The organism is Staphylococcus sp. IVB6240 (assembly GCF_025558425.1).
In the GTDB taxonomy this organism is placed as follows: domain Bacteria; phylum Bacillota; class Bacilli; order Staphylococcales; family Staphylococcaceae; genus Staphylococcus.
Genome location: NZ_CP094718.1, coordinates 1,719,139 through 1,739,256 on the forward strand (window position 1 = coordinate 1,719,139; position 20,118 = coordinate 1,739,256).

General features: G+C 36.5%; 20 protein-coding genes and 1 riboswitch. Of the genes, 4 read left to right on the forward strand and 16 right to left on the reverse strand.

Annotated elements, in window-relative coordinates; all coding sequences use genetic code 11:
• Positions 1 to 374: 374 nt before the first annotated feature.
• A complete protein-coding gene (locus MUA88_RS08545; RefSeq protein WP_262603755.1) occupies positions 375 to 671 on the reverse strand; it encodes a DUF2089 family protein in 297 nt (98 codons plus the stop codon).
• Between the two features lie 553 nt (positions 672 to 1,224).
• Between MUA88_RS08545 and coaW the strand changes: the two genes are divergently transcribed.
• A complete protein-coding gene (gene coaW, locus MUA88_RS08550) occupies positions 1,225 to 2,022 on the forward strand; it encodes a type II pantothenate kinase (RefSeq protein WP_262603756.1) in 798 nt (265 codons plus the stop codon).
• Between the two features lie 52 nt (positions 2,023 to 2,074).
• Here coaW and MUA88_RS08555 read toward each other — a convergent pair whose 3' ends face one another.
• From MUA88_RS08555 to MUA88_RS08565, 3 genes are all read right to left on the reverse strand, one after another.
• Positions 2,075 to 2,746, reverse strand: a complete 672-nt coding sequence (locus tag MUA88_RS08555; protein ID WP_262605154.1) for a DUF2750 domain-containing protein — start codon at positions 2,744 to 2,746, stop codon at positions 2,075 to 2,077.
• Between the two features lie 495 nt (positions 2,747 to 3,241).
• Positions 3,242 to 4,438 (reverse strand): L-aspartate--L-methionine ligase LdmS, encoded by a 1,197-nt coding sequence (gene ldmS, locus MUA88_RS08560; protein ID WP_262603757.1) that lies wholly within the window; start codon positions 4,436 to 4,438, stop codon positions 3,242 to 3,244.
• Complete coding sequence (locus MUA88_RS08565; protein ID WP_262605155.1) at positions 4,435 to 5,616, reverse strand: M20 family metallopeptidase; 1,182 nt, start codon at positions 5,614 to 5,616, stop codon at positions 4,435 to 4,437. Before MUA88_RS08565 ends, ldmS begins: the two co-directional genes overlap by 4 nt.
• 97 nt (positions 5,617 to 5,713) lie before the next feature.
• A riboswitch (SAM riboswitch) is annotated at positions 5,714 to 5,818 on the reverse strand.
• Positions 5,819 to 6,035: 217 nt separating this feature from the next.
• Between MUA88_RS08565 and MUA88_RS08570 the strand changes: the two genes are divergently transcribed.
• Positions 6,036 to 6,503, forward strand: a complete 468-nt coding sequence (locus MUA88_RS08570) for an S-ribosylhomocysteine lyase (protein WP_262603758.1) — start codon at positions 6,036 to 6,038, stop codon at positions 6,501 to 6,503.
• 53 nt (positions 6,504 to 6,556) lie between these two features.
• Here the strand turns inward: MUA88_RS08570 and MUA88_RS08575 are convergent, their stop codons facing one another.
• Positions 6,557 to 6,910 carry a DoxX family protein gene (locus tag MUA88_RS08575; protein WP_262603759.1) on the reverse strand — a complete coding sequence of 118 codons (354 nt, stop codon included), beginning with the start codon at positions 6,908 to 6,910 and terminating at the stop codon, positions 6,557 to 6,559.
• A 13-nt stretch (positions 6,911 to 6,923) separates the two neighbouring features.
• Entirely contained in the window at positions 6,924 to 8,225 is a 1,302-nt protein-coding gene (locus MUA88_RS08580) for a pyrimidine-nucleoside phosphorylase (RefSeq protein WP_262603760.1), read from the reverse strand.
• Between the two features lie 504 nt (positions 8,226 to 8,729).
• Here MUA88_RS08580 and deoD point away from each other — a divergent pair.
• Positions 8,730 to 9,440, forward strand: coding sequence for a purine-nucleoside phosphorylase (deoD, locus tag MUA88_RS08585; protein ID WP_262603761.1), 711 nt, complete (start codon positions 8,730 to 8,732; stop codon positions 9,438 to 9,440).
• 66 nt (positions 9,441 to 9,506) lie between these two features.
• On the opposite strand, the gene rbsK is transcribed toward deoD, so the two are convergent.
• From rbsK to MUA88_RS08615, 6 genes are all read right to left on the reverse strand, one after another.
• Positions 9,507 to 10,394 carry a ribokinase gene (gene rbsK, locus MUA88_RS08590; RefSeq protein WP_262605402.1) on the reverse strand — a complete coding sequence of 296 codons (888 nt, stop codon included), beginning with the start codon at positions 10,392 to 10,394 and terminating at the stop codon, positions 9,507 to 9,509.
• A 15-nt stretch (positions 10,395 to 10,409) separates the two neighbouring features.
• Positions 10,410 to 10,793 carry a thiol-disulfide oxidoreductase DCC family protein gene (locus MUA88_RS08595; protein ID WP_262603763.1) on the reverse strand — a complete coding sequence of 128 codons (384 nt, stop codon included), beginning with the start codon at positions 10,791 to 10,793 and terminating at the stop codon, positions 10,410 to 10,412.
• A gap of 166 nt (positions 10,794 to 10,959) precedes the next feature.
• Entirely contained in the window at positions 10,960 to 12,387 is a 1,428-nt protein-coding gene (gene nhaC, locus MUA88_RS08600) for a Na+/H+ antiporter NhaC (protein WP_262605156.1), read from the reverse strand.
• 162 nt (positions 12,388 to 12,549) lie between these two features.
• On the reverse strand, positions 12,550 to 13,914 hold the full coding sequence (locus MUA88_RS08605) for an EVE domain-containing protein (protein ID WP_262603764.1): 1,365 nt from the start codon (positions 13,912 to 13,914) through the stop codon (positions 12,550 to 12,552).
• Between the two features lie 128 nt (positions 13,915 to 14,042).
• A complete protein-coding gene (locus MUA88_RS08610) occupies positions 14,043 to 14,276 on the reverse strand; it encodes a hypothetical protein (protein WP_262605403.1) in 234 nt (77 codons plus the stop codon).
• 36 nt (positions 14,277 to 14,312) lie between these two features.
• Complete coding sequence (locus MUA88_RS08615; protein ID WP_262603766.1) at positions 14,313 to 15,011, reverse strand: FadR/GntR family transcriptional regulator; 699 nt, start codon at positions 15,009 to 15,011, stop codon at positions 14,313 to 14,315.
• A 305-nt stretch (positions 15,012 to 15,316) separates the two neighbouring features.
• On the opposite strand from MUA88_RS08615, the gene MUA88_RS08620 reads away from it, so the two are divergent.
• The gene (locus tag MUA88_RS08620; RefSeq protein ID WP_262603767.1) at positions 15,317 to 16,183 is read left to right on the forward strand and encodes a lytic transglycosylase; all 867 of its coding nucleotides are present in this window, start codon (positions 15,317 to 15,319) and stop codon (positions 16,181 to 16,183) included.
• Between the two features lie 54 nt (positions 16,184 to 16,237).
• Here MUA88_RS08620 and MUA88_RS08625 read toward each other — a convergent pair whose 3' ends face one another.
• The 4 genes from MUA88_RS08625 to glmS form a co-directional block, all read right to left on the reverse strand.
• Positions 16,238 to 17,095: an HAD family hydrolase gene (locus MUA88_RS08625; RefSeq protein ID WP_262603768.1), complete on the reverse strand. Its 858-nt coding sequence runs from the start codon at positions 17,093 to 17,095 to the stop codon at positions 16,238 to 16,240.
• A 76-nt stretch (positions 17,096 to 17,171) separates the two neighbouring features.
• A complete protein-coding gene (locus MUA88_RS08630; protein WP_262605404.1) occupies positions 17,172 to 17,402 on the reverse strand; it encodes an ATP-binding cassette domain-containing protein in 231 nt (76 codons plus the stop codon).
• Positions 17,399 to 17,932 carry an ABC transporter ATP-binding protein gene (locus MUA88_RS08635; RefSeq protein WP_262605405.1) on the reverse strand — a complete coding sequence of 178 codons (534 nt, stop codon included), beginning with the start codon at positions 17,930 to 17,932 and terminating at the stop codon, positions 17,399 to 17,401. The genes MUA88_RS08630 and MUA88_RS08635 overlap by 4 nt, the downstream gene beginning before the upstream one ends.
• A gap of 114 nt (positions 17,933 to 18,046) precedes the next feature.
• On the reverse strand, positions 18,047 to 19,849 hold the full coding sequence (gene glmS / locus MUA88_RS08640; protein WP_262605406.1) for a glutamine--fructose-6-phosphate transaminase (isomerizing): 1,803 nt from the start codon (positions 19,847 to 19,849) through the stop codon (positions 18,047 to 18,049).
• Between the last annotated feature and the right edge of the window lie 269 nt (positions 19,850 to 20,118).

Sequence of the window (20,118 nt, forward strand, 5' to 3'; positions counted from 1 at the left end):
CAGAAAAAGGAGAAACAAAAGAGGTTGGGACACCGTTTATTGGTTCCCCAGAGTACAATTTATTATGTCTCAACCCCTTTTGTTTTTTTTTATAAATCTTTGCTTTTCATTTTTGTAAGTTCTTTATTCATTTTCCTCTTGTTATTTTTTTGACCTTTATACCATTGCTCTAATAAAAATATTAGACCTAATACCAAGAGAACTAATGATGTTATTATCCCTAACCTATCAGTAACCAACATAAATATAACAAATCCACTAAAAACAATAGGAATTATTAGACCTAGGTATTTATTAGTTGAAGACGAAAGATAATACTGTGTTGCTAACATAATAATAAGTATAACTATAGTTATTATTTCATTCATTTAAATTTAACCTTTCTTTTCAGTATTGTATAGATCAATGATTTTCTTAGCATCCGACAGAGATATTTTATCTTCAATAGCTAGATGTTTAATATATTTAACAAAATCACTTTCATTTTGTCGATCCACAATATTTAATTTTTGAATTAAATTATTCAATCTTAAACGAACTGTAGGATAAGATACTCCATAAAATTTTGCTATATCTTTTAATGAACCAGATGAAAGAATGAATTGTTTAATAAATTCTATGTCTTCATTTTCAAGAGACAATAACCATTCCGGTATTTTTTTATCAGTCATCAATTATAATCTCCTTTAACTTTTACAATGACATGTTAACATATTTTTAACAAAGTTCAACATATCTTTAATTTTGTTTAAGAGTACCTACCCCTAACATAAGAGTTTTTAGTACTTCTACTAATTGAATAACAAGTAAATCTATTGCTAAATTAACGATATCCACTAAGATAACCCATATTATCGATGATTTTAGAGTTAATTTCGACACTATATATAAAACAACCCACACTAAATAAGGAAATAACAAATTAATAAGGTTAAATGCTGCTAGTTCTGGAATATTCCTATTGAAAATATTTAGGCTAATAATACTATACATAGTTACAATGCCATTAAAAACCGTTAAACATAACATTATAAAAACAGAAGATGAAAATATTATAGCCAATTTAGTCTCTGACTTCATCGTATTGATGCTCGCAAAATTTAGATATTGATACATTTATTACTTCCATTGCAAAAGGTATAACATCAGAGTAATTGATACTATCCATTTACAACAAATTCATTTAATATGTATATGTAAATATAAATAAAGAGGTGACGCTTAATGCGAATCGGTATTGATGCGGGTGGGACATTGATCAAAATGGTCATTGAACAAGATGACCAGCGCAAGTACCAAACTTATCTGTCTACACAACTAGAAGAAGTTGCAGCATGGCTCAATGACCAACCATGCGAAGATATCCATATCACAGGTGGTAAGGCAAAAATGTTACATGACATGCTAAACTGTGATGCCAAAACCTATATCGAATTTGATGCTGCTGCAAAGGGCATACAAATTTTACTAAAAGAACAAGGAACACAACTTGATCGCTATATTTTCACAAATGTAGGAACAGGCACATCTATTCACTTGTCTGATGCTTCAGGTCAACAACGTGTTGGTGGTATTGGTACAGGTGGTGGCATGATTCGTGGTTTAGGTTATCTCCTCACTGAAATTGATGACTATGAAACTTTAACAAATCTTGCTCAAGATGGAGATCGAGATATTATTGATTTAAAAGTAAAACATATCTATAAAAATGATACGCCACCGATTTCAGGTGAATTAACTGCCGCAAACTTTGGACATGTCCTCCATAACTTGGATAAAACTTTTACAGATGCCGATAAGCTTGCCTCTGTAATGGGCGTTGTAGGTGAAAGTGTGACAACCGTTTCAATCCACGTTGCACGTGAACATGCAGCTGAAGATGTCGTATATATCGGGTCATCATTCCATAACAATCCATTACTTCAACAAGTTGTGACAGACTATACGATTTTACGTGGCTTCAAACCACACTATTTAGATAATGGTGCATTTTCAGGTGCACTCGGAACATTATATCTATAAAAAAGTGGGAAAACATACCTTTTGATAAGGTCGTTTTCCCACTTTTTATTATTTAAAACGTTAGTTCATTTGCTAATTTTTGAGCTGAAACAATTGTGCCGACAACACCTGGTTTCACATCAATGGCTACGTAACGATTGTCATCGCGTAACTCATCAAGCCACTCCGCAAACACTTCGCCTTCTACATCAATTAATTCAAATGATTCAAAGTCTTCTTCAGCGACTCTTTCAGCACGTTTACTCAAACTCCATACAGGCATGAAGTGTGATTGTTCAAAGTTGTCATTCTCATCATAAACAACCGCAAAATGCTTCATTCCTTTTTGTGTTAAACCATAAACAGTATCTGATTTTGCGACGTCTTGAACAAATTCACGAATACGAATATTATCCAAATCCGTCATAATATCATTGACAGCTTCTACGATTTTAATCTCATGCCCAGCCGCCTTATCTGTTACATTTACTAAAGCTTCATCTTCTTGATCGAACATTTCATCTAACTCGTACGTTGCAAAACGATCGATATCCATTGTGATAATTTTATCGTAAGCCACATCAAACTTCTCTAAGTACTCTGTTGCAAATGATTCACGTGTCCAAAAACAGAAGTACGGACGATCTCGATACGTATGCTTAATGATTTTTTTGTCTTTAACTGCGATAAAAAACTGTTCGTTCGTTAAGATGTCTTTATAAAAACGTTCGCTTTTATAAGTCATGCGATAGCCCTCCACTTGTAAATTCTCATCATCGACTATAAATGACACCGATGATTCCGTCAATGTGTCGAAGTCTTCTTTCATCACTCCAACGATGTAGCTATCTAAATAAAAAAACGATAGCTTGATGACGTCCCTATTTAGTTAGACTATAACATACTTTATACAGATAACATAGGTGAACGAGGTTGTAAGAGAAGCGCTTAGAATTTGAACAGAACTCAAGCAGCGATCAAAATCGTTTCTCAGATTTTGAAGAACTGTGAAGTTCTGCTGAGAATTCTGCTTATCGAACACTGACAGCACGAGATTGTGAGAGGCGCACTTTGGGTTTGAGCAGTATCGAAACAACAAGGTAGAATCACTTTTGGATTTTATCGAATTGCAAAATTCTGCCGTAACCCCTGTTGCTCGAACACTGACAGGACGAAATGATGAAAAGTACATCCACAATTCAGCCGGCATTTCTATCTACTCAACATAATGACATACTCGTTAGTTCTTAAGTCCTGCTGCCTCCAGAAATTCCTGTTCATATTCTTCAATATCCGCTTCACTTTCTGCATGCCAAATACAACCAAAACGTGAATCTACATGTTGATCTGTATACCAGTCACCATCATAGTATGATAATGGGAAAAGAACACCTTTTTTAATGAATGTTTTAATTGCTTCATGAAAACGCTCATTATCTCCATTTGCGACATAGCTGTAAAACTTATGATAGTCACCTTCTAAACAATCAGCCAATAACAACATACTTGTAGAGCCATTTTGTCGATAGTTTAAATCAATCGCATATACTTCACCATCTGCGTCTTCCAACAAATCAAATCCTGCCACACCGATAAAGCCTTCTTCAACTGCTCTTTCCATCAATGCACGTCCTGCATCAATGACCGTTTGTGGTACATGTTGTGCGTTGATATTTCCTTGATAAAAACCATACGCATTCGTCAATTGTTTTGCCGCTCCAAGATAAAGAATACCTTTGTCTGGATGTTTGGCAAACTGCACGCAATAATTATCCACCACATCAATGCACTGTTCAATAATCAATGTGTCCGTAGCTGCTTCAGCCTTTTTCACACGTTCAATTGCCTTTTCAAGTTCTTCTTGCGTATAGCAAATCATGACACCATATCCACCGGCTGTCGGTAGATCATCACCCGGCTTAATGACAACGGGTAGTTCCCATTCACGTACCGCATCTTCAAACGCTTTAAATGGCACGACTTCACGCTTTGGTAAATACTTACCATTAGTCCATTCTGGTATTTTGGATTTATTGTTCAAATCAATAAACGTTTGCTTATTCATCGCATACTTATCTGCTGGTACAATATCTTCACCATGCACATATTGGAAATAAATTTTTCGGTCTTCTTCTAAGGTTAAACGTTGTAATAGTGACTCATATGAAGATTGGTCTTTAAAATAATATAAATTATCTGGAATACTGCGATGAACCAATTCAAATAATTGTGCTAACTTATCTGTCACACTTGCTTCGTGTACGATGACTGGCATGTTAGCGATGAGCAGTTCTCTCGCTGACAAGAAGTTTGATTGGTGTTCATCTGGTTCTAACCATGGATTAGAAATATATGAAGGTCGAGATGAGTATACGACATCATTAGAATACAACTCAGCCATTGTTAAATATGAATGACTATTTTTTACATTGGTCATAATAAATGCTCCCTTAACAATTGATGTTCTTGTTGTATTTTCTCGAGTTGCGCTGGATCTTGAATTAACTTCGCGCCCATCAACGCAATAATTTTTGCCCCTTTAATTAACGCCTTGTCGCCCATTGGACTTGCTGCTGCTTCTCTAAAACGATGTGTGTGTCCCACTAAACTACGAGGTCCTATTTTTACATGAGGATGAATCGTAGGCACGACATGACTCACGTTACCTGTATCTGTTGAACCAAATCCAAAGTCATCGTGACTGACTTCTTCTCCAAGTTCTGTGGCATACTTTTCGAATAATTTATCTAATAATGGAGATTTAATAAACTCATTTACACCATTTTGAATTGGACCAAATTCGTAATTACAGCCTGTTTGTAATGCCGCCCCTTTAGCAATGTCATGCACACGCTCCGTTAAGATGTCCAAGGACTTACGCGTTGTCCCCCTTGTATAGAAACGCGCATGAGTAAAGTCAGGAATAATATTCGCAGCCTTACCACCATCTAATATCACGCCATGAACACGTTCAGAAGGTTGAATATGTTGACGTAATTGTGCCACACCATTAAAGAAACTGAGCATTGCATCTAGCGCATTGCGTGCTTCATATGCATTTTCTGAAGCATGTGCACTACGTCCGAAGAATTTTATATCTAATACATCAACGGCTAATGTATGAATCGTTGGATAGGTTTCATTACCCGGATGAATCATTAATGCCACATCAACATCAATGAGTCCTTCTTTCACATAAGATGCTTTTGCAGAGCCATTTTCGCCACCTTCTTCTGCTGGACAACCATACACTACGACTGTACCACCAATCTCATCGACCACTTGTTTTAAAGCGATACCCGCTAACACACTCGCTGTCCCAATAATATTGTGACCACAAGCGTGACCAAGACCTGGTAATGCATCATACTCAGCTAAAAAGCCAATTCTTGGGCCTGGTTTCTCAGATTGGTAAGTTGCGATAAAGCCTGTCGCATGACCAGCGATATCTCGTGTTACTTCAAAATCATGTTGCTTTAAATGATCAATTAATAATCGTGAAGCAAATAATTCTTCATTGCCTAATTCTGGGCGTTCATGTATTTGATGACTCATGTCCAAATAATTCAGCCTATGGTTATCTATATAGTCTAGGATCTGTTGTTTTACTGTAATCAATGAAAAAAGCTCCTTTCAAAAAAATATCAACTTTGTAATAACGCTCTATTTATCAAGTGCGATATGTACAAAGTTGATAATATCTTGTCCACGTCATTTATCTGTCAGCCATGTTGCTGTTGGATTTAGCACCTTTATCGTCTCCGATGAGGTTGCAGGGTTTCACTGGGCCAATTCCCTCCACCACTCTTGATAAATTATATTTAATTATTACTCATTCTATCGGATTTGTTACCATTTGTCATGCTATTTTTTCAATATTTTCTAAAATCTTTACAAAATTAATAATACCCGCTACTCTCAACCTTTAAACAAAGGAGGTACAGGTAAATGGTTAGATTATTCAATTCACACCCCTGTCACTTTTTAATGAATATGATAAAATAACCATAAACTAAAAAGGAGGCGTTATGACGATGCCAAAAATGAATGTTGAAAGTTTTAACTTAGATCATACAAAAGTGGTTGCTCCTTATATCCGCCTAGCCGGTAAAATGACAGGTAACAACGGGGATGAAATTCATAAATATGATATTCGCTTTAAGCAACCAAACAAAGAGCACATGGAGATGCCTGGGCTCCACTCATTAGAACATTTGATGGCCGAAAATATTCGTAACCATTCAGACAAAGTGGTAGATTTAAGCCCTATGGGATGCCAAACTGGTTTTTATGTATCATTCATCAACCATGACGATTATGAAGATGTGTTAAACATTATTGAAAAGACAGTTCAAGATGTCCTTAATGCCACAGAAGTACCCGCATGCAACGAAGTACAATGTGGTTGGGCAGCTTCTCACTCATTAGAAGGCGCAAAAGAAATTGCTCAAGCCTTTTTAGATAAACGTGATCAATGGCACGATGTCTTTGGTGAGGGATAGGTTAAAAATCATAAAAAAACACGGGTGCATGTGCATCCGTGTTTTTTATATCATTATAGTTTTCGTATCCATGTCATTAAGACAAATTGTAATGGGAGTCGACCATATAAAACAGATTGAGGTAATTCTTTATCACCCAATGGTAGTTTATGACGTGCCATATAAATATTTGCTGGAAGTACCGCCCATAAAAATGCAATGATTGCATGTTTAAACCAGTAGCCAGGTTTTCTTATAGCTAAGCCAATACCAAAGATCAATTCCATCACACCTGTTATCCAAACAATCTCTTTTTTGAACGGTAAATAGTGCGGTACAATATTTCTGAAATTACGTTCTCTCTTAAAGTGTAAATATCCCGCTCCCGTAAATAAGATTGCTAACAGTTGTCGACTTATCCATTTCATGATACTCAATCCTTTATTTCGTAATAATCTCGTGAATCAATGTAGGTGTTTCTCCATGATCACTAATTGTGATATTATCATATAATTTTTCTTTCACTTGTTCAACATCTTCTTGGTTCGCATAAATGGTTAAGAGTGACTCGCCCTCTTCAACTTTGTCACCGACTTTTTTGTTTAATACAAGACCAACAGCTAAGTCAATCGTATCTTCTTTTGTTTGACGACCTGCACCTAACATCATAGACGCAATACCAATTTCATTTGCGATCATTTCAGATACAACACCAGATTGTTTTGCTGGTAATTCAAATGTGTATTGTGCTGTTGGTAACTTAGATGGATCATCCACTACAGATGCATCGCCACCTTGATTGCTTAAGAACACTTTGAATTTCTCAAGTGCTTTACCATTATTGATCACGCCTTTTAACATTTCGCGTGCTTCATCTAAAGTCTCAGCTTTTTCAGCTAATACGACCATTTGTGAACCAAGTGTTAAGACTAATTCTGTTAAGTCTTCTGGTCCTTCACCTTTTAATGTGTCAATCGCTTCTTTTAATTCAAGTGCATTACCAATGGCACGACCAAGTGGTTGACTCATGTCAGAAATAATCGCCATTGTGTTACGGCCAACTTGGTTACCAATTTTTACCATAGCATTTGCTAACTGTTCTGCATCTTCAACTGTTTTCATGAATGCACCGTTACCTGTTTTAACATCTAATACAATCGCATCTGCACCGGCAGCAATCTTCTTACTCATAATAGAAGATGCAATTAACGGAATTGAGTTAACCGTACCTGTTACATCACGTAGCGCATAAATTTTCTTATCCGCAGGTGTTAAGTTACCTGTTTGACCGATAACTGCTAGATGATCTTCGTTTACTAACTTAATAAACTCATCTTCAGAAATCTCAACGTGGAAGCCTTCAACTGCTTCTAATTTGTCAATCGTACCACCTGTGTGACCTAAGCCACGTCCACTCATCTTAGCAACTGGAATATCTAATGCTGCTACTAAAGGTGCAAGTACAAGTGTTGTTGTATCACCTACACCACCTGTTGAGTGCTTGTCTACTTTGATACCATTAATATCTGACAGATCAATTTGATCACCTGATTCAACCATTGCCATTGTTAAATCTGCACGTTCCTCATCTGTCATATCTTGGAAGAAAATTGCCATTGCTAAACTTGACATTTGATAATCCGGAATATCACCATTCGTATATCCATTCACAAAAAACTTAATCTCTTCCGTTGTTAAAGCATGTCCGTCTCTTTTTTTTGCGATAATGTCTACCATTCTCATGATTATTCTCCTCTTCTCTCTTTTACATTTAAACAAGGTTAAGACAAATGTGCATCGTATTTGAACAGAACCATACGACAAACACAATCACATTTGGATTATGTTGGAATCGTGACAGGCCTGTTGAAAATATTACGCTTAGGAGTCTCATGTATCCAGATTATATAAAGAAGCATTTAGAATTCTGTTCCTTAAACACTGACAATCAGTTTCCTAGAATACAAAATGATTATGTCTTTTCCTTATTTATTTTGTAAGCCTTTTCTATTCTATTATATCTGATTATATTTCATTTGATAAATATTTCGAGTTGTAAATCGTAAATATTTTGATTAAGCACCTAACAAAGTTGTGAATATAGCTCTTAGCATTCAATCACATAACTGTCTATGTGTTTCATTCCTTGTTCAATAGACGAATAGTAACTCTAATCGACATTTAGGGACAGGTCTGTTATCTTTAAGGTAATCCAATAAAATCAAATTATTCAAGGAGCTGTTTGTTATGACACAAGGTACACCACATATTCAACCAAACGGAACAAAAATTGCTAAAACGGTATTAATGCCAGGCGATCCATTACGTGCAAAATATATTGCGGATAACTTCTTAGAAAATGTAGAACAGTTCAATGACGTGCGTAATATGTTTGGCTACACAGGCACATACAAAGGGAAAGAAGTTTCAGTGATGGGTTCTGGTATGGGGATTCCAAGTATCGGTATCTATTCATATGAGTTATATAACTTTTTCGATGTAGACACAATTATCCGTATCGGTTCTTGTGGCGCAATGCAAGAAGACATTCAACTTTATGACATCATCATTGCTCAAGGCGCATCAACAAATTCAAACTTTGTAGATCAATACCAAATTCCAGGCAACTTCGCACCACTTGGTGATTTTGACTTAATCGTTAAAGCGAAAGAAAAAGCGGATGCCATTGGTGCACGTACACATGTTGGGAATGTGTTATCTTCAGACACATTCTATAATGCAAATGCTGACTTCAACCAAAAATGGATTGATATGGGTATCCTAGGTGTAGAAATGGAATCAGCAGGTCTTTACTTAAATGCGATCAAAGCTGGTAAAAAAGCGTTAGGAATCTTCACAGTTTCTGACCATTTATTACGCGACGAAGCAACAACACCTGAAGAACGTCAAAACTCATTTACACAAATGATGGAAGTTGCACTTGAAATTGCTGAATAATTTATCTTTATAAAAAGCTTATCCCCACAACAATGGTGATTCAACCATGATTGTGGGGAATTTTTATTATTTATTCAGTGCTTCATCAACCTCTTCACGTGTCGGAATACCACCTTGTGCACCTAATGCTGTTACCGCAAAGCTAGATGCACTATTCGCAAACTGAATTGCTGTTTCAAGTGATTGTCCCTCACTTAGTGCCACCGCAAGCGCGCCATTAAATGTATCACCGGCACCTGTCGTATCAACGACTTCACATGGGTAAGCAGGCACTGTTTGTCGTGTCTCATCAAAATACACTGCACCTTCTGCACCCAGTGTTACGATAAGTTGATTCGGATGTTGCGCTAATGCATCGTCCATCGATTCATCAAACAGCTGTCGACATTCACTTTCATTGGGTGTTAAATATGCAACTTTATCAAGTAACTTCTTATCCAATGGTCGATAAGGCGCCGGATTTAAAATAACTTTCAAACCAAGTAATGCCGCTTCTTCTATCACAGCTTCAACGGTCTCCTCTGGTATCTCTTGTTGCATCATGATAAAGTCACCTGGTTCAAATTGTTGTAATATCGGTAATACCACTTCAGGCAGAATCGTATTATTCGCCGCAGGTACAACAATGATACGATTATCTTGCTCAAATAACGTAATATGAGCCGTTCCAGAATGTTCCCCTTCAACCGTTTGCATATATTGTGTATTGACGCAATGTTGCTGTAAGTTATCCAATATTTGTTTGCCAAAGGCGTCGTCTCCTACAGCTCCAATCATATAGACATCTTGATCACGCTTTAATCGGGCAGCAGATACTGCTTGATTCGCGCCTTTTCCACCAGGCGCCATCAATAAATTTTCTCCTAATACAGTTTCTCCTTGTTCTGGTATCATTTGCGTTTGAACCGTTAAATCCATAGACGCACTCCCAATGATAATAATCTTATGTGCCATTCTGCTTCTTCCTCACTATTCTATGAAAAATGTTTTTTCTTCTTCAGTTGGTGTTGCCCATGTCGTTGACCATAACTTGTCTCGATTACTCGCAAAGGTACGATACCCTAAGTTACGAAGCGGTTTCGGGACACTCCATAATAAAAGTGCGAGCCATTTATAGCCACCTAATGCACGTAACATATGGACGATCGCTGTTGATTCAAAAGTGAGTTCTTCTCCACGTTGTAATACGACACTGTTTCTTGTCGTAACACCTACATGTTTCCCTTCTAATCCTTGACCAACATTACCTTTAAGCGGTGCAAATTGATAACTACGTGGTAATCCATGTCGAATAAGCCATATCGCATAGTTATAACAATAAACACACTGATGATCATAATAAATAATTGGCATCTTTATCACCTCATCTTCATTGTAACGTTTCAGATACAGGATAGAAATTGATAGCACTTGAAAAGAAAAAGTAGACAAGGTTAAGTTAAAAATCCAACCCTAAGACCCCCTATTTGAGTTCCTAAAATACAGATTGAACATAACGCAACCTTATCTACTTTATATGTTATTCTACGGCTTGTTGCTGTTGGAAATAAGCCTTTTCTTCTTTTGTTAATTGAATAATCTTGAAGCCAATAAAGCCATAAATAATTGAAATGATAGGTACAACATAATTTAAAATGGCAAATGGTGCATACTCTATCACATGAACATTTAATGTTGTTAAAATAAACACACCACATGTATTCCAAGGTACAAAGACAGATGTTAACGTTCCACCATCTTCAAGTGCACGAGATAAGTTTTTCGGATGTAATCCCTTGTCTATAAATGTTGAAACATACATACGTGATGGTACGATAATCGAAATATATTGCTCTGAACATGACAAGTTTGTTCCAAAACATGAAACAATAACAGAGGCAATCAATGTACCTGTATTCTTTGCAAACTTCAAAATAACAGCAATCAATGCTTTTAACATACCTGAATATTCTAGAAGTCCACCGAATGTCATAGCAACGAGTGTCAATGATATTGTGTAGAACATAGACTCTAAACCACCACGGTTGAATAACTCATCAATCGTATCGTTACCAGACTCTAAAACATAACCCGTTTGCAATGATTGTACTGCTGTTGCTAATGAATCACCTTGCACAAATATTTGTGTAAAGAAGCCAAGAATGACACCTAATACGATAGCTGGAATCGCAGGTACTTTCATCGCAACTGCAATGATGACAATTAATGGTACAACTAATAACCATGGTGTGATTAAAAATGAGTCATTAATCGCATTCATAATGGTATCAATACGCCCTTGATTTAAGTGATCACTGCCGTACATTTGTCCTAATATAAAAAAGGCAATTAAACTAATGACCAGTCCAGGAATCGTTGTATAAAACATATGCTTGATATGATCGAATAAATCGACATTGGTTAATCCGGAAGCTAAGTTCGTTGTATCAGACAACGGACTCATCTTATCACCGAAATATGACCCCGAAATAACAGCACCTGCTACCATACCTGGTGATAATCCCATACTGATACCAATCCCCATCGAAGCAACCCCTACTGTTGCCATTGTTGACCATGAACTACCGATAGCTAATGCGACGATACCACAGATTACAACAACAACTGCTAAGAAATAGGTTGGCGAAATCAGCTTAAGACCGTAATAAATCATAGCAGCAACAATACCACTGCCTATCCAAGCACCAATAATTAAACCGACAAGCATGATGATGACCACGGCCGGCAAAGCGTGTTTGATTCCCTTATACATCATCTCTTCCACTTCATCCCATTCATAACCGTGACACATCGTAATAATGATCGCCACCATTGTTCCGATAAGTAATGGAATGTGTGGTGCCTGCTCTAGCTTAACGACTGTAAACAGCATGGCACCAATCATGATGCCGAGTGTTAATAATGCATACCAAACATTAATATCTCTCTTAATGCGTTGTTTATTCATATTCAATTTTAACCTCTCCCCTTCACTTAAAATGTAAGCGATTACAAATATCATACTATGACTCTAATTGACCCGCAAGAATTTTTTGAATATTTTTAATCAATGTATAAAAAAGAAGTGACGCTTGATCACTCAAAAAACGCCACTTCTATATGTCTGCTATTATTTTTTGGCTTGAATAATACGTGTGTATTTTAGCATTTGTGTCGAATATTTTTCTTTTACTTCTTGCGGTGTTAAATAAGTCACGCCCACGATATGCCAGTTTGGGTTGAAGCGGTAGAATGAATCTTTCTCACGACTCCATTTCACCATACTGCCATCTTTTTGATAACGTGGTAATGTCATTTCATAACCTTCTAATACATTGATGAACGTCTGGAATATATCCGGATCAATACGTTCAAATTGATCAATCACCAAATATTGACGATCCGTCTTCGGCATCAATTCCGTAATAAATCCTTCACGATAATAGAGTGCACCCGCTTCATTCGGTAAATATCTACCGTATAACATTTCTTCCATAAAGTCAGGATGTCCCACCGTCATGACAGGGGTCGCATTTGCTTTCTCAACAAGTGATGCTGCCGCTTTTAGTCCTTCAGCCTTGTCGTCAGCTAATAATAGAATAAACGGCTTTACATCTTCTTCCTTAGGCAATTCATAGTCTGATTTCACTGCCTCAAATTGTCCTTTTAAGCCATCATTCTCACTCATTTCCATCATCGCATGATACTGCGTTGGTGTTAAGCTTGCAATGGCTTGCTTAGCATTCTCTTGTAAGAAATACAGATTTTTAAGTTTTGGATGCTTATTCAATGTCATCAAACTGATTGGATGAATATCTTCTAAATAACGTATTTCAATAGCTGTACTATTTGTTCTACCCGCTTCAGGTGGACGCGTATGTATATGATGTGACACTTCTGCACGCCCTACAATAGATTGATTCATATACTTATTATAAATAATGATTTGGTCACCAATCTCAAGTTGCGTATAGTGGTGGTATCCATTGCGTTTAATTCCATTACGTGTATGCGTATAAATGGTATATGTTGCTTCAGGTTCAAACGTATCCGTCTCAGCCATAAAGAAATATCGTGGAATCGTAACATCACCTGTGCCAAGTCCTTTAATGAGTTCGAACTCATCATATGATATTTTATTAAAAAGCGTTTCTTTCATATTATTCATGCGAAATTCTAACGCTTCACTACGTTTTAAATATTCTGTCGTGAGTGGTTTAAATGTCTCGTTAAACTTGAACTGTACATGAATCTTATTTTGCGCACCCGTTGTGACACTTGTGATTTCACCCCAACCAAGCAATCCAGCGTCTGTTTGTACTTGATAAAAAATCACTTTATCTCCTACTTGTGCTTGTTTAAACGCACGAAACCCTTGAGTCGGGTTAAATTGTGCCCCTGATTCAAAGACAGTCGTCTGTCCTACTAACGGTTCATTGTGATTCCATCTGTTATAACCACAATTTAGCCAAAAGTAATTTGTTTCTGCAGCCATGGCATATGATTCTCCTTCATCATATATTTATCTTGTTCATTATAAGTGTTTATTAATTAACAAACAACCGCTTTTCAAAAGGTACAAGACAGAAATCAATATCTTTTATGTCTATCCTTTGATCATATTTATCCAAGAATTTGGATCAATCCTGCAATTACTGGGAAAATATTAATTAATACACCGCCCAATTTCAGCATATGACTAATATCTGGGTTCGGTAATATCCATAAAGTGGCAATAATCCCTATCATCCCAATAATGACTGGAAAGACTAATGATGGAAATAATGCCACATTAAAAAAGATACATGCACCTGATAAAATACCACATACAAGCGCAATATATAAGCCAATTTTCAAAAAATGACCTCCCTTAAAACCTATCTATTCAATACTTTAATCTACTATATAATGTTCTATCAGTGTTTGACGAACTTCTGCAAGATGAGAAGCCATATTTTCCATGGCGCTATCACCATCTTGATGCTCAATTGCTTCTAGAATAGCTGTGTGCTCTTGAAATAATCGCGTCATCGTCTTTTGTCGACTATACAAGTAGATATGTCGAGTCCCCTTCATCGTTTGTTGGATTAAATCAGAAATATTATGCAATAACTCATACAACAATTGATTATCTGCTGCCTTAGCAACTAATAGATGAAAACGTAAGTCCGCTTCTTCACCTGATTCACCAGCATGTATCGCGTTTTTCATATCATCCAATGCCTGTTGCATCTCTTTCAACATCACATCAGTACGTCGTTCAGCCGCACACTTTGCTGTAGACAACTCAACCACTTCGCGTAGCTCTAAAATTTCTTTAACCCTTTTAGGTGTCAATGATTGGTTAATAAAATCAAATAGCTGAGGTGTTTTCTGCTTAACAAACGTGCCATAACCGTGTTTCATCTCTATTAAACCAATAATTCGTAATGCATTTAAGGCCTCACGTACAGACGCATTACTCACACCAAAATCTTCTGCCAATTTTTGAATGGAAGGTAAACGTTCCCCTTCTTTTAACACACCACTCTCTATTTGTTCAATCAATCTATTTGCAATTTCCTCATAAATTTTAGGGCGCGATATTTTCATCGTTATCCTCCTCATAACAATCTCTTTAAATGTAATGGATGAGAAAGTAGCACAGCCATGTGACGACCTCTCAATTTAAAGTTATGTATCAAAATTAAAGTTATTTCTTATCCGTTGTTAAAAATTTTATTTGTCATGGTACACAAATAGATTTCTTACTATTGTTATAACATAATTAGACTATCTGTGCGATAAAACCTCTTAGCCAAAAAATTTAATCATAACATATGATCATTTACCATATTGATTTGCAAATAGCTGCTTTTTTGATAAGGTGGAGTATATGTCGAAAGGAGTGCTCACTTTTGTTTAAGTTTTTAACTTTATTTTTAGAACATACAAAATCACAGCGCAAAAAATTATACAGCATGAATTTAATCAATTTCTTATTGATGTTACTACTATTAAGTGTATCAGCACTTCCATTGGGGCTCATTTTTAACTTATGGGCAGTATCCCTATTTACCGGACAAGGCAATATGACTAAGCTTATTTTAGTGACGCTTAGTGCACTCGTCTTAATCGTATTGATTTTCTTAATGATTACTTTCCCACTTTTCACAGGAAGTATTCGCTCAATCTATCGTGCGATCACTGAGCAAGCATCCCTTAAATGGTCAACATTATTTGAGACTTTCAAAGGGAAAGTGTGGCGTAAAAGCCTTTTAGTAGGATTAATGACATGTCTATTCTTAGTTGTGTTTGTTGTGATTGACTACTTCATCTCAATGGGATTACGTCAATTATTCGGGTCATTTGTATCCAATGATTTTTCTCAGATGATGGCATTATTCATTATTGCGATTATTTCTAGTATTTACACACTATTTATTGCAATATTTATGATTAATTTTATTACCGCATTTATTAAAAATCCGGAAGCAAAAATCCGCGATAATATGAAAACAGCATGGCATGGCATTAAAAATGGACAAAAAACATTTTTACCATTCTTAATCGGACTCTTCTTGCTAAACCTTATTCTACTTATTTTTGCAGGTCCGGTTTATTACGGTATTCAAATGAGCCAAGCACATATTTCTCAAAATGTTGCTGGTGTGATTACTGTTATTGTCAGTGTGATATTCTTCTTTATCCGTTATACGATCTACTTTATGATTTTTGGTACAATCGTGACGTATTTTCATCGCCAAGGTCGTAAAAACGGATAAGTTCATATAATTAAACGTAAGTGACGTTATTTTAAACGCACTTACGTTTTTTTGTTATTTATTCAATAGATTTTGTTCTAAGAAGTGTGCTGCACCATCTTCATTATTATCTAGATTGGTTTCATACATCGTTAATCCTTTAATGGCAGCACCTGCATTCTTCATTGCAACAGTTATGCCACCTACTGCAAACATCGTACGATCATTATCACTATCACCCATAACCAGCGTATTTGAAATATCGATATTGAAATGATTACACATTTCTTGAATGCCTGTTCCTTTATTGACTTGATAAGCCATTGTTTCAACATTATTCGGTGTAGATTGTGAAACCTCAATTTTTAATTTATCTAATTGTGACTTCATTGCTTGTCGGAATGCTGCAATCTTTTCTAAGTTTGGATGGAATAAATAAATTTTTGAGTAGTTCAATCCTTCTGGGAAGGTCTCACGCCATGTTAACTTACCTGCGATGGCTTCATGACGAGATAACCATTCGCTCGACCCAACTGAATCTGGTTTATCCCCTTCTAAAAGTTGCAACATCCATGCTTTATCTTCTTCAAAAGCAAAACGTGGTTGATTAAATGGAAAAACTTCATAATAAATCCCTGCATCTTGCGCCTGCTGAACAATTGCACGTACACCCTCATCTGATAAACCATGCTGAAATAATACGTTTTCTGCGATATGACCACTCGTTCCATTTGAGGAAATAATCCCATCAAAATGCATCGAATCAGGAATTAATAGTGATATTTCTTCTTTTGCACGTCCTGTTGCTAAGAAGACTTTATAACCTGCATTTCTTAATTTGGCAATGACCTCGGATGTGTATTCTGAAGAACGGTTATTTTCTCGTAGAATCGTTCCATCCATATCTAAAAATACTGCTTTTACTTGTTCCATTTATAACTTTCCTTTCCAGATTGTTCTTTCATATAGAGTGTGTCATCTTCTTATGTTAAAAGCAATTAATACCCTTTTATCGTCGAATCAATTGATATCTTCCCTTTTGATATTGTAATTGTACTGGCATATTAAATAACGCTGTGAGCGCTTGGCTGGTCAATGTCTCATGAATCTCACCAACGCCCTGAACTTCTCCTTGCTTCAATAAAAGGGCATGGGTAAAATCTGCTGTCACTTCTTCAACGACATGCGTCACATAGATAACAGCCATTTCGCTATCGTCATCTTGCAGATTCATAATCATATCCAATAACTGTTTTCACGTCCTACATAATCAAGTCCATTACATGGCTCATCTAAGAATAATAAGCGTGGACGTGTCACCAGTGCACGTGCCAATAATACACGCTGTTGTTCTCCAGTTGACAGCTGTCCAAAATAACTTTCTTCAAAATGCATCATATTAAAACGTTGAAGTATCTGATGCACACGTTCAATATCATTTTCTGTCGGTTTCTGATATACCCCTATTGACTTGTACAGACCACTTAAGACAACATCTCTAACCAACTCACCTTCCGCAAAACGATCACGTAAGCCACCAGAAATGTAGCCAATTTGTTCGCGTACATGATGGGCAGAATAGCCCTTATGTCCCGGTTTCATATCAAATAAAGAAATATCTCCTGTCGTCGCAAAATCGTATGCATTGATGACATTCAATAAGGTACTCTTACCAGCACCATTTAAGCCATAAACTAACCATTTTTCTCCCGGTTGAATCTTCCATGAAATATTACGGAGAAGTGTTCTGCCACCTTTAATCTTTGACATATGTTTCAATTCAATCATTTACCTCACCCTTTGTTAAAAAAACGACTGACTTCACAAAAGTGATGAAATCAGTCGTTTGATGTTACTTTTCTTTTTATTTTATAAGACTGTAACCTACTCTACTGTTACAGATTTTGCTAAGTTACGTGGTTTGTCTACGTCTAAGTCACGGTGAAGTGCTGCGTAGTATGAAATCAATTGTAATGTAACAACTGATACTAATGGTGTTAATAATTCATGAACATGAGGAATCACATATGTGTCTCCTTCTTTTTCAAGACCTTCCATTGAGATGATGCATGGGTGTGCACCACGTGCAACGACTTCTTGAACATTACCACGAATTGATAAGTTCACGTGTTCTTGTGTTGCTAATGCAATCACTGGTGTACCGTCTTCAATTAATGCAATTGTACCGTGTTTTAATTCACCACCAGCAAAACCTTCTGCTTGAATGTATGAAATCTCTTTTAATTTCAATGAACCTTCTAAGCTGACATGGTAGTCAAGTGTACGACCGATGAAGAACGCATTGCGTGTTGTTTCAAGATATGAAGCAGCGATTTCCTCCATTTTTGGTGCGTCATCAACAATTGTCTCAATTGCTGCAGTTACTTTTGCAAGTTCTGGTAATAAATCAACACCAGTTTCACGGCCACGTGCTTCTGCAACTACTTGCGCTAAAATAGATAATACCGCAATTTGCGCAGTATATGCTTTTGTTGAAGCAACGGCAATTTCTGGACCAGCATGAAGTAATAATGTATGATCCGCTTCACGTGATAATGTAGATCCTGCAACGTTTGTAACTGTTAATGAACGGTGACCTAATTTAGTTGTTTCTACAAGTACAGCACGGCTATCCGCTGTTTCACCTGATTGTGAAATATAGATAAATAATGGGTTCTCAGATAATAATGGCATATTGTATACAAACTCAGAAGCGACATGAACTTCAGTTGGCACGCCTGCCCATTTTTCTAAGTATTCTTTACCAACTAATCCTGCATGATAGCTTGTACCAGCTGCAATGATATAAATACGATCTGCATTTTCAACATCTTTGACGATTTCTGGATCAATTTTTAAGTTATCTTGTTCATCTTGATAAGATTGAATAATACGACGCATTGCTGCTGGTTGTTCGTGAATTTCTTTTAACATATAGTGTGCATAAACACCTTTTTCAGCATCAGATGCATCAATTTCAGCTGTGTAGCTATCACGTTCAATGATATTTCCATCTAAGTCTTTGATTGTCACTTGATCACGTTGTACTAATACGATTTCTTGGTCTTTTAATTCTTTATATTCACTTGTAATTTGAATCATTGCTAATGCATCAGAAGCAATGACGTTAAAGTTGTCACCAATACCAACAAGTAATGGAGATTTGTTTTTCGCAACATAGATTGTGTCATCATCTTCACGGTCTAATAAACCTAACGCATATGAACCATGTAATAATGAAACAACTTTTGTAAATGCTTCTTCAGTTGTTAATCCTTGGTTTGCAAAATATTCTACTAATTGCACGATAACTTCTGTATCTGTTTCAGAAACAAATGTAACACCTGAAAGATACTCGTCTCTTAACTCTTCATAGTTTTCAATCACACCATTGTGGACAAGTGTAAAACGTTCACTTGTTGATTGATGTGGGTGTGAGTTTTCATAGCTAGGCACCCCATGTGTTGCCCAACGTGTATGACCGATACCTACTTGACCATCGATATCGTTGTCAGCTTCTTTACGTAGGTCTGCAATACGACCTTTTGCTTTTGTTACTGTGATATCTTTATCATCACGTGTTGCAATACCTGCAGAGTCATATCCACGGTATTCTAACTTTTCAAGCCCGTTTAATAAAATTTCTTTCGCTTTCTCATAACCAATATATCCTACAATTCCGCACATAAATATTTTCCTCCATCATAAAATAACGTTACAGAAAGTTACCATCATATCTGTGCATTCTGATTAATGCATCATGATACCATCAGCCACTCCTGCATCGTTGTTCTTGTTTTAATATTTTAATTTTGGCGATCTTACTAGCTTTGTCCAGCAGGTTACCCTCCTGTTTTAACTAATAAGCTAACGAATGAGCCACATCCGGGATAGCATCCGCCGATCTAATTCGATCACTATCCTCCTCGTCTACAAGTCTGCAAGTCCACCTCTGT

What these genes read in the sequence shown, in the direction of transcription:
- MUA88_RS08545 (WP_262603755.1), bottom strand. Translation starts at nt 671, where the DNA reads ATGACTGATAAAAAAATACCGGAATGGTTATTGTCTCTTGAAAATGAA.
- coaW (WP_262603756.1), top strand. Translation starts at nt 1,225, where the DNA reads ATGCGAATCGGTATTGATGCGGGTGGGACATTGATCAAAATGGTCATT.
- MUA88_RS08555 (WP_262605154.1), bottom strand. Translation starts at nt 2,746, where the DNA reads ATGACTTATAAAAGCGAACGTTTTTATAAAGACATCTTAACGAACGAA.
- ldmS (WP_262603757.1), bottom strand. Translation starts at nt 4,438, where the DNA reads ATGACCAATGTAAAAAATAGTCATTCATATTTAACAATGGCTGAGTTG.
- MUA88_RS08570 (WP_262603758.1), top strand. Translation starts at nt 6,036, where the DNA reads ATGCCAAAAATGAATGTTGAAAGTTTTAACTTAGATCATACAAAAGTG.
- MUA88_RS08575 (WP_262603759.1), bottom strand. Translation starts at nt 6,910, where the DNA reads ATGAAATGGATAAGTCGACAACTGTTAGCAATCTTATTTACGGGAGCG.
- MUA88_RS08580 (WP_262603760.1), bottom strand. Translation starts at nt 8,225, where the DNA reads ATGAGAATGGTAGACATTATCGCAAAAAAAAGAGACGGACATGCTTTA.
- deoD (WP_262603761.1), top strand. Translation starts at nt 8,730, where the DNA reads ATGACACAAGGTACACCACATATTCAACCAAACGGAACAAAAATTGCT.
- rbsK (WP_262605402.1), bottom strand. Translation starts at nt 10,394, where the DNA reads ATGGCACATAAGATTATTATCATTGGGAGTGCGTCTATGGATTTAACG.
- MUA88_RS08595 (WP_262603763.1), bottom strand. Translation starts at nt 10,793, where the DNA reads ATGCCAATTATTTATTATGATCATCAGTGTGTTTATTGTTATAACTAT.
- nhaC (WP_262605156.1), bottom strand. Translation starts at nt 12,387, where the DNA reads ATGAATAAACAACGCATTAAGAGAGATATTAATGTTTGGTATGCATTA.
- MUA88_RS08605 (WP_262603764.1), bottom strand. Translation starts at nt 13,914, where the DNA reads ATGGCTGCAGAAACAAATTACTTTTGGCTAAATTGTGGTTATAACAGA.
- MUA88_RS08615 (WP_262603766.1), bottom strand. Translation starts at nt 15,011, where the DNA reads ATGAAAATATCGCGCCCTAAAATTTATGAGGAAATTGCAAATAGATTG.
- MUA88_RS08625 (WP_262603768.1), bottom strand. Translation starts at nt 17,095, where the DNA reads ATGGAACAAGTAAAAGCAGTATTTTTAGATATGGATGGAACGATTCTA.
- MUA88_RS08630 (WP_262605404.1), bottom strand. Translation starts at nt 17,402, where the DNA reads ATGATTATGAATCTGCAAGATGACGATAGCGAAATGGCTGTTATCTAT.
- MUA88_RS08635 (WP_262605405.1), bottom strand. Translation starts at nt 17,932, where the DNA reads ATGTCAAAGATTAAAGGTGGCAGAACACTTCTCCGTAATATTTCATGG.
- glmS (WP_262605406.1), bottom strand. Translation starts at nt 19,849, where the DNA reads ATGTGCGGAATTGTAGGATATATTGGTTATGAGAAAGCGAAAGAAATT.